This is a genomic window from Paraburkholderia polaris (genome assembly GCF_012927345.1).
Taxonomy (GTDB): Bacteria; Pseudomonadota; Gammaproteobacteria; order Burkholderiales; family Burkholderiaceae; genus Paraburkholderia; species Paraburkholderia polaris.
Map to the genome: position 1 here is coordinate 89,894 of NZ_JABBGJ010000005.1, position 15,044 is coordinate 104,937.

General features: G+C 59.5%; 14 protein-coding genes and 2 pseudogenes. 8 read left to right on the forward strand and 8 right to left on the reverse strand.

Annotated elements, in window-relative coordinates; all coding sequences use genetic code 11:
- Positions 1–10: 10 nt before the first annotated feature.
- On the reverse strand, positions 11–799 hold the full coding sequence (locus tag HHL24_RS05690; RefSeq protein ID WP_169484534.1) for an enoyl-CoA hydratase/isomerase family protein: 789 nt from the start codon (positions 797–799) through the stop codon (positions 11–13).
- 379 nt (positions 800–1,178) lie between these two features.
- Here HHL24_RS05690 and HHL24_RS05695 point away from each other — a divergent pair.
- The 4 genes and pseudogenes from HHL24_RS05695 to HHL24_RS43855 all read left to right on the forward strand — a co-directional run.
- A pseudogene (locus tag HHL24_RS05695) lies at positions 1,179–1,813 on the forward strand (aldo/keto reductase).
- 73 nt (positions 1,814–1,886) lie between these two features.
- The gene (locus tag HHL24_RS05700; protein WP_169484535.1) at positions 1,887–2,897 is read left to right on the forward strand and encodes a zinc-binding alcohol dehydrogenase family protein; all 1,011 of its coding nucleotides are present in this window, start codon (positions 1,887–1,889) and stop codon (positions 2,895–2,897) included.
- 67 nt (positions 2,898–2,964) lie between these two features.
- Positions 2,965–3,651 (forward strand): TetR/AcrR family transcriptional regulator, encoded by a 687-nt coding sequence (locus tag HHL24_RS05705; protein WP_169484536.1) that lies wholly within the window; start codon positions 2,965–2,967, stop codon positions 3,649–3,651.
- A pseudogene (locus HHL24_RS43855) lies at positions 3,638–3,751 on the forward strand (DUF4148 domain-containing protein); the annotation flags it as partial. The gene HHL24_RS05705 and the pseudogene HHL24_RS43855, both read left to right, overlap by 14 nt.
- Positions 3,752–3,787: 36 nt before the next feature.
- Here the strand turns inward: HHL24_RS43855 and HHL24_RS05710 are convergent.
- From HHL24_RS05710 to HHL24_RS05735, 6 genes are all read right to left on the reverse strand, one after another.
- Positions 3,788–4,513: a MarR family winged helix-turn-helix transcriptional regulator gene (locus HHL24_RS05710; RefSeq protein WP_169484537.1), complete on the reverse strand. Its 726-nt coding sequence runs from the start codon at positions 4,511–4,513 to the stop codon at positions 3,788–3,790.
- 110 nt (positions 4,514–4,623) lie between these two features.
- Positions 4,624–5,451, reverse strand: coding sequence for an SDR family NAD(P)-dependent oxidoreductase (locus tag HHL24_RS05715; RefSeq protein ID WP_169484538.1), 828 nt, complete (start codon positions 5,449–5,451; stop codon positions 4,624–4,626).
- Positions 5,438–6,730 carry a Rieske 2Fe-2S domain-containing protein gene (locus HHL24_RS05720; protein ID WP_169484539.1) on the reverse strand — a complete coding sequence of 431 codons (1,293 nt, stop codon included), beginning with the start codon at positions 6,728–6,730 and terminating at the stop codon, positions 5,438–5,440. Before HHL24_RS05720 ends, HHL24_RS05715 begins: the two co-directional genes overlap by 14 nt.
- Positions 6,731–6,755: 25 nt before the next feature.
- Entirely contained in the window at positions 6,756–8,057 is a 1,302-nt protein-coding gene (locus HHL24_RS05725; protein WP_169484540.1) for a Rieske 2Fe-2S domain-containing protein, read from the reverse strand.
- A 45-nt stretch (positions 8,058–8,102) separates the two neighbouring features.
- Positions 8,103–9,095: a PDR/VanB family oxidoreductase gene (locus tag HHL24_RS05730; protein WP_206002741.1), complete on the reverse strand. Its 993-nt coding sequence runs from the start codon at positions 9,093–9,095 to the stop codon at positions 8,103–8,105.
- Positions 9,096–9,120: 25 nt separating this feature from the next.
- A complete protein-coding gene (locus tag HHL24_RS05735) occupies positions 9,121–9,582 on the reverse strand; it encodes a bacteriohemerythrin (RefSeq protein ID WP_169484541.1) in 462 nt (153 codons plus the stop codon).
- A 557-nt stretch (positions 9,583–10,139) separates the two neighbouring features.
- On the opposite strand from HHL24_RS05735, the gene HHL24_RS05740 reads away from it, so the two are divergent.
- The 4 genes from HHL24_RS05740 (at position 10,140) to HHL24_RS05755 (ending at position 13,995) form a co-directional block, all read left to right on the forward strand.
- A complete protein-coding gene (locus tag HHL24_RS05740; protein ID WP_169484542.1) occupies positions 10,140–11,222 on the forward strand; it encodes a porin in 1,083 nt (360 codons plus the stop codon).
- A 339-nt stretch (positions 11,223–11,561) separates the two neighbouring features.
- Positions 11,562–11,846, forward strand: a complete 285-nt coding sequence (locus HHL24_RS05745) for a DUF4148 domain-containing protein (protein WP_169484543.1) — start codon at positions 11,562–11,564, stop codon at positions 11,844–11,846.
- A gap of 407 nt (positions 11,847–12,253) precedes the next feature.
- Positions 12,254–12,853, forward strand: a complete 600-nt coding sequence (wrbA, locus tag HHL24_RS05750; RefSeq protein ID WP_169484544.1) for an NAD(P)H:quinone oxidoreductase — start codon at positions 12,254–12,256, stop codon at positions 12,851–12,853.
- Between the two features lie 164 nt (positions 12,854–13,017).
- Positions 13,018–13,995 carry an alpha/beta hydrolase gene (locus tag HHL24_RS05755; protein WP_169484545.1) on the forward strand — a complete coding sequence of 326 codons (978 nt, stop codon included), beginning with the start codon at positions 13,018–13,020 and terminating at the stop codon, positions 13,993–13,995.
- Between the two features lie 42 nt (positions 13,996–14,037).
- Here HHL24_RS05755 and HHL24_RS05760 read toward each other — a convergent pair whose 3' ends face one another.
- Positions 14,038–14,955, reverse strand: coding sequence for a LysR substrate-binding domain-containing protein (locus HHL24_RS05760; protein WP_169484546.1), 918 nt, complete (start codon positions 14,953–14,955; stop codon positions 14,038–14,040).
- Between the last annotated feature and the right edge of the window lie 89 nt (positions 14,956–15,044).

Here is a 15,044-nt window from a genome sequence, read left to right on the forward strand (position 1 = left end):
GTCTGACGGCTCATTTGCCGAGAAAAACGACCGGAGCCGGTTCTTCGCCGCGAATAACGGCTTCTGCACGTGCAGTTCGCCCTTTCCGGGCGTCTTCCGTGGTGTGCAGCCCCATGGTGAGGTCGAGGATCAGCGAGTCGGCGCCGGGCACGCCTCCGCCTGACCATGCCTTGAGAAGGGCGCGAATGGCGCCGTACGAGCGCGTAGGGCCGTTGGAAAGTTTGGCGGCGAGATCCTCGGCGACATTCTCGACCTGATCTTCGCCGACGACGAAGGCGGCCACGCCGAGCTGACCGGCGGTCGTGCCGGACATGGGTTCGCTTAGCATCGCGTAGCGTGCTGCATACGCCCGCCCCGCTCTTTCTGCGAGGCGCTGTACGCCGCCCGCGACAGGCGCCGAGCCAACGGACGCTTCAATGCATCGGAAGGTGGCGTTCTCCGCCGCGACGATGAAGTCACAAGCGAGAGCCAGCTCGAATGCGCCGCCGAATGCCGCGCCGCGCACTGCGGCAATCGTCGGAATCTGCAGGGCTTCGATTGACCGGTAGGTATGGTGAATCTGCGATATGAAGGTCCGCCAATCATCGAAACCTTTGTCGATGAAATCGAGGACGTCGCCACCTTTGCTGAAATCGGGACCCTGCGCACGGATCAGGAGCGACCGGATATCGGCTTTGCTGGCTTCCCGGACCGCGTTCTCAAGGCAGTCGGCGAAATCCGCCGCGATGAGATTCGAGGGAGGATTGGCCAACACGATATGACCTACGTTCTGACGACGTTCGAAATAGATGCTTTCCATTGAAAGGAATCCTTAATAAATGTTGATGATCCTGAAACCTCGATGTCTCCTGCCAGGCGCTGCGCTGTCTTCGTTCAACAATAGTGAACGCGTACAGCATAGTTGTATATTAGGATGCAGACAGAAGTATGTCAACCCATTCGCCGATGACGGCATGGTTGGGATTGAGGTCCGTGATCGGGTTCATTGATGGCGCCAAGCTGGGCCTTTAACGTTCCAGCACGCGCAATGGTGCGTTGCGATTCAGGACATAGGCGAACTGTCGCTGTGGATATAGCATCCGTGACGGGTTCGATTTGCCTCGCGATTACGACAACCATCGTCGGCTTGCAGGCAGACGCAGGCAGAAGCCGAACCAATGCAACACAGGAGTTTCAGCATGACGAAAACGAACACGCCGGGGTCGTTCACGCTCGGGGACCGTCAAGTGAGCCGGATGGGCTACGGTGCCATGCAACTCGCCGGCCCTGGCGTGTTCGGGCCGCCAAGGGATTGCGACATCGCAATAGCCGTCCTGCGTGAGGCAGTGGCGAGCGGCATCAACCATATCGATACGAGCGACTTCTACGGTCCTCATGTAACGAATCAGATCATTCGAGAGGCGCTGCATCCGTATCGTGACGACCTCACGATCGTCACCAAGGTCGGCGCCGTGCGCGGTAGCGATGGTTCCGTGAAACCGGCGCAGAGCCCGGTCGAACTCATCGCGGCCGTGCACGACAACCTGCGCAATCTGCACGTCGATGTCCTCGATGTCGTGAATCTGCGCACCATGAAGGACAATAGCCGTCCGGTCGAGGGATCGGGTCTTTGCAGTCTGCGACGCTCTCTGCAGTGGCATCGTCCCTGGACGCCACGCCGATGCAAGTAGCGCTGGCGTGGCTGCTGCAGCGCTCGCCCAACATCCTGCTGATCCCCGGTACGTCGTCGCTCGACCATCTGCGCGAGAATCTGGCGGCTGGCTCGCTCGTCCTCCCGGCTGTCGCGCTCGAACGACTGGACGGCACGATCTGAACTCGCGCAGGTGGACCTGCGCATCTCATGGCCTGGCCAGAAGAGTTCGGCATAGGCGGCATTGGAGAACGTAATGAAGGCGATTGGTTATGCAGAAAAAGGGGGCGTCGAAGTCTTGACGGACCTTGAACTCCCGATGCCTGAACCTGGCCCGCATGATTTGCGAGTCGCCGTGAGGGCAGTGTCGGTGAATCCTGTCGATGTGAAGCGCCGTCGTTGGGAAGATCCTTCGGAGACCAACCTTTCACGAGTGTTGGGTTACGACGCCGCGGGTGTCGTCGAAGCGGTTGGAAGCGAGGTCACGCTCTTCAAACCGGGTGACGAGGTCTTCTATGCGGGCGCGATGGACCGGCCCGGGACGAACTCGGAGTTTCACCTCGTCGACGAGCGGATCGTCGGGCCCAAGCCCGCCTCATTGTCGTTCGCCGAGGCGGCGGCTTTGCCGCTCACTTCGATAACCGCGTGGGAAATGCTCTTCGACCGCATGAAGCTGCCGCGCGGCGCGCGCACACCTTGCGGCACGTTGCTCGTTCTGAACGGAGCAGGTGGCGTCGGCTCCATGCTGATCCAGTTGGCGAACCGTCTCACGGGCCTCACCGTGATTGCAACGGCATCCCGGCCCGAAAGTGTCGAGTGGGTACGCAAGCTCGGCGCGAAGCACGTTGCCGACCACAGCAAGCCCATCGACGAAGCGCTGCACGCAATCGGCTTTAGTGGCGTGGACTATATCGGGGCAATCACTTCGACGCCCGGCAGTGCTCCCAGTCTCGCCCGCGCGATGAACCCCCAGGGCCATATCACACTGATCGACAACTTCGACGACAGCATTGCGCCGTTCAAGCCGAAGAGCATCACGGTTTCGTGGGAGATGATGTTTACCCGCTCGCTCTTCCAGACAGCGGACATGGATGCCCAGCACCGCCTGCTGAAGGAAGTGTCAGAGCTGGTCGATGCCGGCGTGCTGCACACGACGCTCACGCATGTTGGCGGCCCGTTGACGGCAGCGAATCTTCGCCTGGCCCACGAGCGGATCGAAACGGGCAGGGCGATTGGAAAAACTGTGCTGGAAGGCTTTCGATGGTGATTGTCGCCTCTGCGTGGCGTAATCAGCGTCGCGCAGAGCGGCTGCTAACACAGAGGATGACTGAGCGATGTGGAAGGCACTGGTGGATGAGCATTCTCAGCAAAATGAACCAGAACCGGAATCTTCCCGGAGCGCGCGGCCCGTAACCCGTCGAAAGAAGGGGAGACAACCGCAGGCTTCAACGGACGAGCTTCGGAACATCATTCTTGAAGCTGCGGTAGCGCTTTTCTATCGCGAGCCTGTCGAGTCGTTGAGTCTCGATAGGCTCGCCGATCAAACCGGGCTCAGTAAGAGGCGCGTCTATCGGATTTTCGGGTCGCGTAAGGCATTTTTGCAAGCTTACGCAGACTGGCTTTGTGATCGTGAGCGGGCGCAATGGCGGGAGGCTGGACATCGATCTGGCGAGGAGCCTGTTCAATACATGCTCGAACTCTTTATCGATGTCGCCGTCGAACGGGCTTCCGGTGGTTATCAGCGTGGGCAACCTCAGATGTTGGTGGCACCGCTCACTGACGATGAGCATCCTGTCAGGCTATCGCGTGCCAATCTTGGCCGGGAGTTTCGCGCGCTATTGATGCGACTGGCCGTCGCCGCGCATGCAGTGGATGCCGAAGCGTTGGCGGATACGTTGATGATGCTTTGGGAAGGTGCGACATCCAGTTTCAAATCAAGCGAAGATTCCCAGCGGGTCGCTCAGCGTCTGCCGATCCTGGTCGACCACGTAATCAAGAGCTATGTGATTGAAGAAGCTTGAGGCAGAGGGCTGCCGGCCCGGGGTGAACGATCCTGACTACCCGCAGAACTTGCAGGACCCACAGAAAAAGGCCGCTGTTGCCGGCGCCGCAAGCCGGTAAGGCCAAGTCGGCAATGCGGCGCGAAGATCCGCGTCACTAACGACTGTTGCTGGATGGTCGTCGCGTAGCTTTGGCTCGAGACTTCGGCGCGATGTTTTCGGTGTCTTCGATTGCCGGGACGTTCAATTCTTCCATCAGGGCCAACGTACGCAAACAGAACTCCGTACCACTAGCCCGCTCAGCCTCCGTAAAGTGCGCCATCGCCGGTGCGATCGAAGACTCTTCCGCAAGCTTCACAATCGCCTTTTCGACAACGTCGAGGCCCTTCCTTGTCAGAAGAACGATCGACCCGCCGCCGTGACAGGGATCGGGCTGGCGTTCGACCATGCCAAGGCTCGCGAGCCGGTCAATCTTTTTGGTTATGGCGCCCGACGTAACGAGTAGAGAGCGATACAGATCGGTCGGCCGCTTGGCATACGGGTGGCCGCTACGGCGCAGCGCCAATAGGACACGCATGTCTGACCCGCTGATCCCCCAACGTTCCTGGCACATCTTGTCAAACGCAAGTTCAACGAGCGTACCGAGGCGCATAAAGTAAACCGCCAACAAGAAGTTCGAAAGATCCAGATTGCCGTATTCGCGTTGCCACTGCAGGTTGATGAAGTCGACGAGGCTGCTACGCGGAGCATGTGACTTTGCGGCGGGTTCGGCGCTGCCGGCTTCGGCACGGCCAGCTTCAGCGCGGTCAGCTTCGGTACGGGTCGAGCCGGCCTTCTTCTTGGTTCGAGCGGACGTGGCTTGCTTGGTGGCGGCTGGGCTCATCTTTACGGCTTCCTGGGAAGATCGTGCAATTGCGACCGATTGTAACTCAGCGACAGCAATCGTCTGCAGTGACGGGCGGATCCGTTCTCGAGATGAAGACATACCTGGTTTCAGGGTGTCGGGGTTGCCGAGGGGGCGAAGCTTACGTGAGGAATGGCGGCGAGCACCTGAGTGCCGCCATCGACAGCGACGATTTCGCCCGTCATATGAGCGCTTAGGTCCGAGACCAAAAATAATAGGTGGCCAGCGATCTCCGCTGGTGTGGCCGGCCGCCCGATTGGGATCGCCTCGCCGATGGCCGCCCAGGTTGCCGCGTCCAGGCGCTGGTTCAGGCGAGGTGTGCGGACAAAGCCAGGGGCCACGGCGTTGATACGCACGTTGTAGGGAGCATATTCGGCTCCTGCGCACCGCACAAGATGATGCAAGGCCGCCTTTGACGAAGCGTAGGCCACCTCGTTTGGCACGGCCCGATCGCCGGCCAGCGAACCGACAAATGCCATGGTGCCGCCGCCTTCCTTCTTCATCGCCTCGCCACCTATCTGGATGGCCAGATAGGCGTGGCGCACCACAATGTCGAATTGCCTCGCCCAGGAAGCGTCATCTACGGCGGCGAGCGGCTTGATACCTGCGACGCCAATAATGTCGACAATGCCATGCACGCGGCCGAACTCATGGCGTGCATGGCCAAACACGCGCTCCATGTCTGAACGTGACGTCGCATCTGCCGTGCACGGGATGCCGCCTGCCTGGTCAGCAATATCGCGCGCAAGTTTTTTATCCTGGTCCACGCACAAGATGCGTGCTCCGGCCTGTGTCAGTGCGTGGACGGTTTGCGCGCCAATGCCCTGGCCCGCACCCAGCACCACAAAACCTCGACCATCGAGGCGCAGGAGCGACAAGTAGTCTGGAACATTGTTGCTGACGCTATCGGCGGGCATCGGCACTCTCCTGGGCTTCGACGGTTTGACGATGGGACGGTAACAGGTCTTGCCAATTCGCTCCGTCTTCGAGTTGCGCGTCACAGGCGCTGACACCGCGCAGATCGAGCCCGAGTGCGGCAGGCTGCTTGTCTTCCATCGCGCGCTTAACCGACTCCATTAGCACGCGGCGAACGCGCACGACAGCCTGGTCGGCAGGCACAAGATGCTCACGGGAGCGGTCATAAAGCGGTCCCTGGGAAAGCCCGATCGTCGCATCCTCCACCTCGACGCCGCGTAACCCGGTCCAATTCTCTTTCATCAGTTCGCGGTTCTGGCCAAATGTATCCGCCCAGCTAGCCGTGAAGGTGCAGTCCTTGCGGTTGTAGTACCGAGGATCATTCAATCCCAGAAGCTCGATGATTTTTTCTTCTGTTATCGGTGTCTCTCCGTGGACGACAATGTAGGTACTCGTGTGCGTGTCATCCTGCGGCACCTCTAGGACTGTGAACAGGAACGCCGGCGCTGGGATGATACGGCCATACGGTACGATGAACGGCACGACACGTGCATTGCGCACACCCGGCTTATGGGTCTTACGCAGCGCGACGTACTGGAATCCGAACGCGGTCTCTTCGATTTTGAGTGCCGGCTCCAGGTCTTTGGAGGCGAGTGCCGCCGGGTTGACTACGTCAGGATTGGGCGTGAAATCGTTGTCCTTCCAGCCAGGACGTGCCATGTTGGTATGCAGCACGCCTACGTGCGAGCTGTCCTCGCCGCCCTCCACCAACTGCAGGTAGTTGCAGGAAACATTGATGCGCAGGACGACGCGGTGGGCCGGTTCCGCATCCATGAATGCGTAGCGCGAAAATGCCGGCAGGAGCTCGATCGGGCCTACATACGCCCAGACGATGCCGCCTTCTTCCCGCACGGGAAACGCCGGCGCCTTCATACGTGCGGCGTACTTGGGGTCTGCATGGTTGGGTGTCTCAAGTACGGCACCTGACGCACTAAATTTCCACCCGTGATAGAGGCACCGGATTCCGCCTTCTTCGACCCTGCCGAGCGCAAGCGATGCGCCCCGGTGCATACAAAGTTCTTCTAAAAATCCTACCTGGCCTGCCGTGTCGCGGAATGCAACGTAATCTTCGCCGAGCAGGCGCACGCGCAGGGGGGCGCAGTCGGGATGGGGCAGTTGGGCGGATGTACAAACGGGGTGCCAGAAACGTCGCATCAGCGTGCCGCCCGGCGTGCCGGGGCCAACGCGGCAAAGGACATCGTTATCTTCACGGCTCAACATAGTCGAACTCCTATCGTAGCTCTTGTTATTCACCGCGCTCAACCCGCGCTGCTGCAGTTGAAAGGATGCGGTGGTGGGGTACTAGCACGCGCCAATCGTCTTCAAGGCCGATTTCACCGGACACACCGATCGCACTCCCGGCGTTCGCTCGTAGTGCGGCAATCTCCTTCTGGTCTCGCGCCGCACGGGCGTAGGTGAGCAGGCAGCGCTGAAGACGGCTAATGGCGATGTCCGCTGCTGACAGCAACTCTTGCGAGCGGTCGCGGATTGCGCCGCTCGACACGCTGCAAGCTGCATCCTCTTGCGTGATACTGTCGAAGCCAGTGAAGTGACCGCCTCGCTGCTGAATCCGGTCCTGGCGATAACCATTCGCGACGGACATCGCTGAAGCAGAGTCGCAGGTGTCGGCCGTCATTCCATATTTACGAAGCGACGGGTCATCCAATCCAACAAATTTGAGTTGCTCACTGCGCAAAGGCTCTTCTCCGATGTGCTTTTCGCCATCCCACCAGACGTGGTAAAGATTGCAGCGCTCGTCGTTGACCGGCACGATCGCCAGCCAGACATCCCCGTTCGCGTTGGCGATGAAGCAGGGGGCGATGAACGCCGTGACCCGCGCTATACGCTTTCCGTCGGTCTGACGAATTGCCACGTAATGGAAACCAAAGTCTGTCTCGTCGGCCTCGATCCTGGGTGCCGCGTCGAATTGCATGTGAGACGTTTTTTTCGCATAGTCGAGATTCGAGTCGTTCGTCCTCGCCAGCGCGGAACTGTGGAGCACAGTCAGGTGTGATGAGTCGACGAGGCCTTCCATCACCTGAACATAATTGGCGTTCACAACCGCGCAGGCATTGATGCGGTGAGGGTCCGGTTGGTCCATGAAGGCCCAGTGTGGGAGCGGCGGCTTTTCACCCTGCGGCCCCAGGTAAGCCCAGAGGATGCCGCCTGCCTCGCGCGCGGGGTAGGTTCGTCCCTTGATGCGCTGTTTGAATCTCGGATCCTCGACGTTTGGCGTCTCAAGGACTGTTCCGTCCACCGCAAACTTCCAGCCGTGGTAAATGCAGCGCAAGCCGTCGCCCTCTGCGCGTGCCAGTTGCATTGAAGCGCCTCGATGCAGACAACCCTCCGCATAGAGACCCGGACGCCCTTGTTGATCACGCCACACCACATAGCGTTCGCCCAAGAGCTCAATCGTCTTCGGCTCCCCGTTCGGCTCTGGCATATCTGACGATTGAATCACCGGGAGCCAAAAACGACGCATTGCATTGCCCATCGCAGTGCCAGCGTCGGTATGGCACATCAATTCGTTATCCTGCTTGCTCAACATGTCGATTCCCTCGATTCAATTCTGAGTGAAGGGTGAGTGCGGACCTCAAAGATCGAGGACCAGCCTTGAGGTCTTTGCGCGCGAACAGCACGGCATGAAGCAATCGTTGCCGGCGCGCTCGTCATCGGTCAGATAAAGGTCGCGGTGATCTGGCTGGCCCGCCAGCACCTTCGTCATGCAGGTGCCACACACACCCTGCTCGCAGGACAGCGGAAGACTGAAGCCGGCATCGAGCAAGGCATGCGCCGCGCTTTGATCCGCGGCGACCACAATGACCTCGCCACTACGATGGATTTCAATTTCAAACGGTGCGTCCCCGGAGGTTTCGATCGGTTCTGCGCCGAAATACTCGCGATGCAGGTGCCCTTCGTCCCAACCGAGTTCCCGCGCAGTCTGCAGGATGTGATTCATGAAGCCGTTCGGGCCGCAAACGTAGAGATGTTTATCGGAGGACGGCCTGCCTACTGCCGAACGGGCATCGAGTTGTTGCTCAGCGGCGCCGTCGTCGACATGCACGTGGACTTGCGGCTCTTCTCCGAAGTGGGAGGGCTGCAGGCGGTCGATGAGGGCCATGCGCGAAAGCGAGCGGCCGCAATAGTGCAACACGAAGGCTCGGCCCGCACTTGCCAACTGTTGCGCCATGCAAAGGATTGGGGTGATGCCAATGCCGCCGGCGAACAGGATCGACTGGTCTCGTTGATTGTCGTGCAGGGCAAAGTGGTTGCGAGGGGGGCTGATCGTGAGTACGTCGCCAGCCTGCACGGTATCAACGAGCTTCACCGATCCGCCACGTGACTGGGGATCACGCAACACCCCAATCCTGTACGACGATTGCAGGCCAACTGGATCGTACAGCGAGTACTGACGCACCATATCACCGGGTACGTGCACGTCGATGTGCGCACCCGCTTCAAACGTAGGTAGCTCGTCACCCGACAACGGCACAAGCTCGAAGCCGGCAATGTCGTCGGCTAACCATGTCTTGGCCGATACGCGGACTTGCAGCAGTGCCTGCGCTGGTATCGATTTGTTTTCCATGAGGGTAGGGGTCATGAGAGAGCGCTTAAGTGGCAAGTTGACGACGCCAGATGGCCACGGGAGCGGCGCCAAGCCGCCGTTGAATTAGCCAACGCGCGAGTCCTTGATCCATCACGCGTACGTGCTCGGGAAACCAGTCCGCCAGGGCTCGCGCAAAAGAGCGAACGACTTCAGTGTGTCCCTGGGCCAGCATGGCGCGTACCTCGTCGAGTGATCGGAGCACGGCTGCGTGCTCGTCGATATGGCAGCCCGCCGACCCGTATCCCGTGTCGCGCATCGCGGTGTCCTCGTCGCTGAAGTGGCGATGCGCATGGTCAGCAAAGGCTTCGAGCGCGTTCGCGAGCTTGTCGTCTTCCGTAGTCAGCAGCGTGCGCACGCATTCGACAAACTCTTGATGTGTCTCATCCATAGTCTGATGACCAAGCGCATAGTCGTCGCGCCAGGCGAAGCTGTGCGAAAGACGAACCTTGTCTTTTGGCTCATCCATGGTTCACCCGAAACGTAGACCTGGCGACGGCGCCGTACCCAAAAAGGGACATACCCTGCGGCAATGTAGTGATGTCATTTGTCGACGTACTCCCATCCAGTCATACACGTGAATAAAAACATCTTCCAAGGAAGATAGTATTCGACGCGACGGTCGTCGAGTTAGGGCAAACGCGGATAGTGGCCAGAAATATTCCTGGTTCGGAACTTGATTGCGCGGTTCTTGCTGATCGATTGACGCGTTATCAATGCCTAAATGATCCCCAATACACGGCCGAATATGAGGCTCGCAATCGATGGCGCGTTGTTCCAGGGTATCTACCTGGCGTGAATCCGATTGACGTTTGCGGCAAGTGAAATGTATCTTCCGTGGAAGATGATTTGTAGTGCGGTGCGCCGTCGCTACTGAGCGAGGCTCGGCGGACTATCCCGTTGGAAACCGTAGATCGTCGGATGTGTGCCGCGGTTTTAAGTGAGTGATAAATAGTTTGGAATGCGAACTGTAGGTGATTGTCATCCAGAAATACGTCAAAGCCGAGCTATCGGAGGAGATTGCAGATGGTCGAGAAAATGCGCTTCGCCCCGCGGAACATTGTGTCCGGGGTCGTCATGATGCTAGCCGTAAGTTCAGCACACTCGCAAAGTAGTGTGACGTTGTACGGCATAGTCGACGCGGGTTTGCTATACACCAGCAAAACCTTGAATAGTCAGAATGGGCAGAATGCTGGAAAGCAATTCTCTCTGATCGATGCGGGATCCACGCCGTCGAATTTTGGTCTGAAGGGAGTCGAGGACCTCGGCGGCGGCGTTAAGGCGGAATTCAGGCTCGAGAGCGGTATTAGCGTCGCGAACGGAGGCTACGGCATTTCAAACGGGAATCTGTTTGGCCGCCAGGCGTGGGTTGGCTTGCAAACCGATTACGGCGAGGTCAAGGCGGGCCTGCAGTATTCACCTTTCTTTCTCGCATTGTTCAGACTGGATCCGCGTGGTACTTCAACCTTCGCGAGCGGCGCCATTATTTATGTTGATAGCGTGGCAGCGACAGGCGTATTCACGTCGAACGCGGTGTCGTACACAAGTCCTGTCATGGGCGGATTTCAGGGCAGCGTACTGTATGCGCTCGGTGGCCAGGCCGGCGATTTTGCAGCCGGACGGCAATATTCCGCGGATCTGAAATACGAAAACGGAAGCCTGCTGGTTGACGCGGCTTTCTTTAACGGAAACGCAGGCGGATCCGCACAGACACCTATACCCACAACGGTCGAGTTCTTTGGTCGCACGCTGGGCGCTTCCTACAAGTTCTCCTCATTGACCGTCAAGGCCTCCTTCTCCAGCTACAAGGTAGCGGGGTCGTTCAGCAACAATGTATATGGTGGAGGATTTGACTATTATGTATTGCCGTCGCTGAATCTTAACGGCGGAGTCTGGTTCACGACAGATCGAAACGACACATCAAATCACTCAATTTTGGGTGCAATCGGGACACAGTATTTCCTGTCGAAGTCTACGTCGCTGTATGGGGAGGTCGGCGTAGTGAATAACCACGGGAAAATGAATACCGGTTTGTCAATTGATGGTGCGTTGTACGGGGTCGCTGGAACGACAGTAGGCACGGTGGTGGGAATCAGGCACCTGTTTTAGCCGGCAACGAGGCCAAAACGACCTTCGTTTGCTCATCTCGGCGCGGTCAATGGGATCGCGCCGGCTCACTTGCCGATGCCTTGGCGCTTCGGTCCCGCCACGCCATCGGTCCTCTCCACTCCCCTCCTCATGTCGTCGCAATGACGGCCACATTCCATTCTCCAGGCAAAATCCAGGCAAAACGGCCGAACCTGTGTTGGCCGATTGTTGCTGCATTTGCAACAGAGAGTTTGGTGGATTGGTACTTACCCTAGTTATCTTTACCCTTTAGACTGCGTTCAACCGTGGCAGAGAAGCTCCTTTGCAGCGCCACTAACAAAAATCGTTGAGGCCGTCGTCATGAAGTCGTTCACCAGGATGGTTTTTATTGCTGCGCTTTTTGCAGCGCCCGTTGCGTCGTTCGCTCAGTCCAGTCAGCCGGTCAGTCGGGCGCAGGTGCGTGCGGAACTGGCGCAGCTCGAGCAAGCTGGCTATGACCCGCATGACTGGATTCACTACCCCGAGAACATCCAGGCCGCTCAAGCAAAAGTGACGGCGCAGAACGCCATAGTCCAAGCCCCGGTCTCGGGATACGGCGGTGCTGCTGACGGAACGTCTCGTTCGGGCGCAGCGGGCGGTATGTAATATTCGGTGTAAGGGCGTTATTGTAGAAAATCGCGCACTGTGCGGTCGAGGCTTCCTACCTGTATCGGTGGGAAGCCTCGGCCGTTTTGCTTTAGGTGCGTCTGCCATGCGTCCAGCACAGACCACAGACGTTAGCCAGCAAATCGACGACTACCGTATCGACATCGACGTTGCGCCGCTGTGCGCGCATCTGGTCCATTGGGACGCCTTGATTTAATCTCATCGTTCTGCCCAAAGCAACGATCCGTTGCAACCGAGGAGATATGCGCTGAATCGTTTCAGACGTAGCCTTCACGTCGCGTTGCCACTTCATTTCAGGTTCGACCCTCGCAGCAACACTGTGCGCCTTGCCGGGCACACAGTATTTCCCATAGCAGTATTACTGCAGATATAGGAAGGAGATCGAAATGTCGAAAGTTCTGGTTCTATATTATTCGTCGTATGGCCATGTCGAAGCGCTGGCGGATGCCGTCGCCGAAGGTGCGCGCTCGGCGGGCGCCACGGTCGACGTCAAGCGGGTGCCGGAGACCGCGCCGGCGGAAGTGGCCAAGGCCGCCTACTTCAAGCTCGACCAGCAAGCGCCGGTTGCCACCGTCGCCGAGCTCGCCAACTACGATGCGATTGTGGTCGGCACGCCGACCCGGTTCGGGCGTATGTCGTCGCAGATGGCGACATTCCTGGATCAAGCTGGCGGCTTGTGGATGAGCGGCGCGCTGAACGGCAAGGTGGGCGGCGCCTTCACTTCGACCGCCAGCCAGCACGGTGGCCAGGAAACGACCTTGTTTTCCGTTATCACCAACCTGCTGCACTTCGGCATGACCATCGTCGGTCTGCCGTACAGCCACCAAGGGCAGATGACGCTGGACGAGATCGTCGGCGGTGCGCCCTATGGCGCCACGACCATCGCCGGTGGACAAGGTCAGCGCCAGCCGAGCGCTATCGAACTCGCCGGCGCTCGCCACCAGGGCGAACTGATCGCCAGGACGGCAAACAAGCTGTTTGGCTGAACGTCAGGCCTATGCGCACCGTCGACGCGCGAAAGAGACGGCCAGGCGGATTCCCGCCTGGCCGACACTAATCTGGATGCCGAACTAACCACGACACAGACCGTCCTTCGATTTCGGCCGAGGGACGGTGTCATTGACAACCCATCAATTCGAAAGAGATGACCATGCAACGTCCGACGACTGAAAGTGCGTTGGGGGATTTCGTCGTAACCCATCCACTTGACCCGGAAGATGGGGTGATCACCACCGCCGCGCGAGCGATGGCACTTCCCATGAAAGGCAAATTAAGGGGAATCGAAGCACGCGAGCCATTCGATGCCATGATGGAGCGCACTGTGCCGCGCGATGACGTGAGCTTCGAGTCCGGCACGGTCGGCGGCATCCCGGGGCTCTGGATTCATCCTGCGCATTCTCGATCTGACGAGGCGATTCTTCATCTGCACGCCGGCTGGTTCAGTCTGGGATCGGCCAAAGCATTCCGCCATTTGGTCGGCCATATCGCGGCGAGGGCAAGAGCGAGCGCGTTTATCCCCGACTATCGGCTTGCTCCCGAGCATCCTTTTCCAGCGGCCGTCGACGATGTGCTGGCGTGTTACCGCGGGCTTGAGGAAAGGGGAATTCGCCGGATTGCCGTCACGGGAGACTCTGCCGGAGGTAATCTCGCCCTGGTACTCGCCGCACGCATCGCCAGCGACGCCATCTTCGCGAAGGCGGCGCTGGTTGGCGTGGCGGTACTATCGCCGGTCACCGATTTGACGCTCTCTGGCGAGACCTATGTGACGCGCGCGGATGCCGAGCCGTATTTCACCCTCCCGCAAGTCGCGGAACTGGTGGGTGCCTATTTGGGGGAGGGCGACCCGAAACTGCCGCTAGCTTCGCCGCTCCACGCGCAGCTTTCCGGGTTGCCTCCCGTGCGCATTCACGTCGGAGACGACGAAGTATTGCTCGATGATTCGCGCAGATATGTCGAGCGTGCCGTTGCCGCCGGCACCGATGCCCGTCTTGATGTCTGGATGGGAATGCCGCATGGATTCGCGGGCAGTATCGGCGCGCTGAAGGCGTCGACACAAGCGCTGGATGCCATCGGCAAGTTCCTCGCGGAGAAGCTGTTGGCAGGCGCCGGCCCGCATACTGCGCGCTGAAATCGCGGCACACGTTGCAGGGCACAGCGCGGGTGGACCGCGCTAGCGCTGCTGGTTCAGACTTTCGAATCCTGCAACGAGCGCATCGAGCAAGTGACGGACGGCCGGCACCATGCCTCGGCGCGTGGGGATGATCGCGTGCACAAGGCCCGGCGTGGTAGTCAGACCTGGCAGCAGGTGCTGCAGGCGGCCGGCCTGAATATCGACCTCAACCAACTCCCTGGGCAGCATCGCCACGCCGATGCCAGCTACCGCCGCTACCCGCAGGCTGGCCAGGTCGTCGGTCGCGAGGCGGGGCTGGTGCTCCCACGATGTCACACGCCCCTCAACGTCGACCAGATTCCAGACAAATCGCTCGCTGTTGCTGGCCATGGAGAGGGTGGGCCATGCCTTCACGGAGTCGATCGAGCCAGGCGCCGGATGGCGCGCCGCCAACGCGGGACTGGCAACCAGAATGTGGATCGACAAACCCAACTGGCGGACGGCGAGATCGGTGTTTTCCAGCGGGGGGCGCCTGACCCGGATGGCAAAGTCCAGGCCTTCCTCGACGACATCCACGCGGCGGTTGGTTGCGTCCAGCAGGATCTGGACATCAGGATTGTCCTCTGCGTAGCGCGCGATGATCGCGGAGATGCCGGACTCCAGTAAGGCCACGGGGCAGGCGATGCGGACGGTGCCCTGCGGCCTCGCGCGCGTGCGGTCCACGATATCTTTGGCGGCCTTCGATTCCGCCACTAGCGCGAGGCAATGCTGGTGGAACTGCCGCCCGGTTTCCGTCAAAGACAGGCTCCGGCTCGTGCGGTTGAGCAGGCGCACGCCTAGTTCTTCTTCCAGGGCTCGAATGCGCCGGCTGAGTTTCGACGTCTGCAGGCCGAGGTTGCGCGCGGCCGCTGTGTAGCTTCCATGCTCCACCACTTCCGCGAAGAGCCGAAGATCATTGAGGTCGGTGATTGCGTTCATGGGCAGCCCTCATTTCCTTCTCATCGTTCTATTGACGGCAATGATGCCTTTCATTCTGGGATCTATGCACGAGTTCGTTGCAAATATAG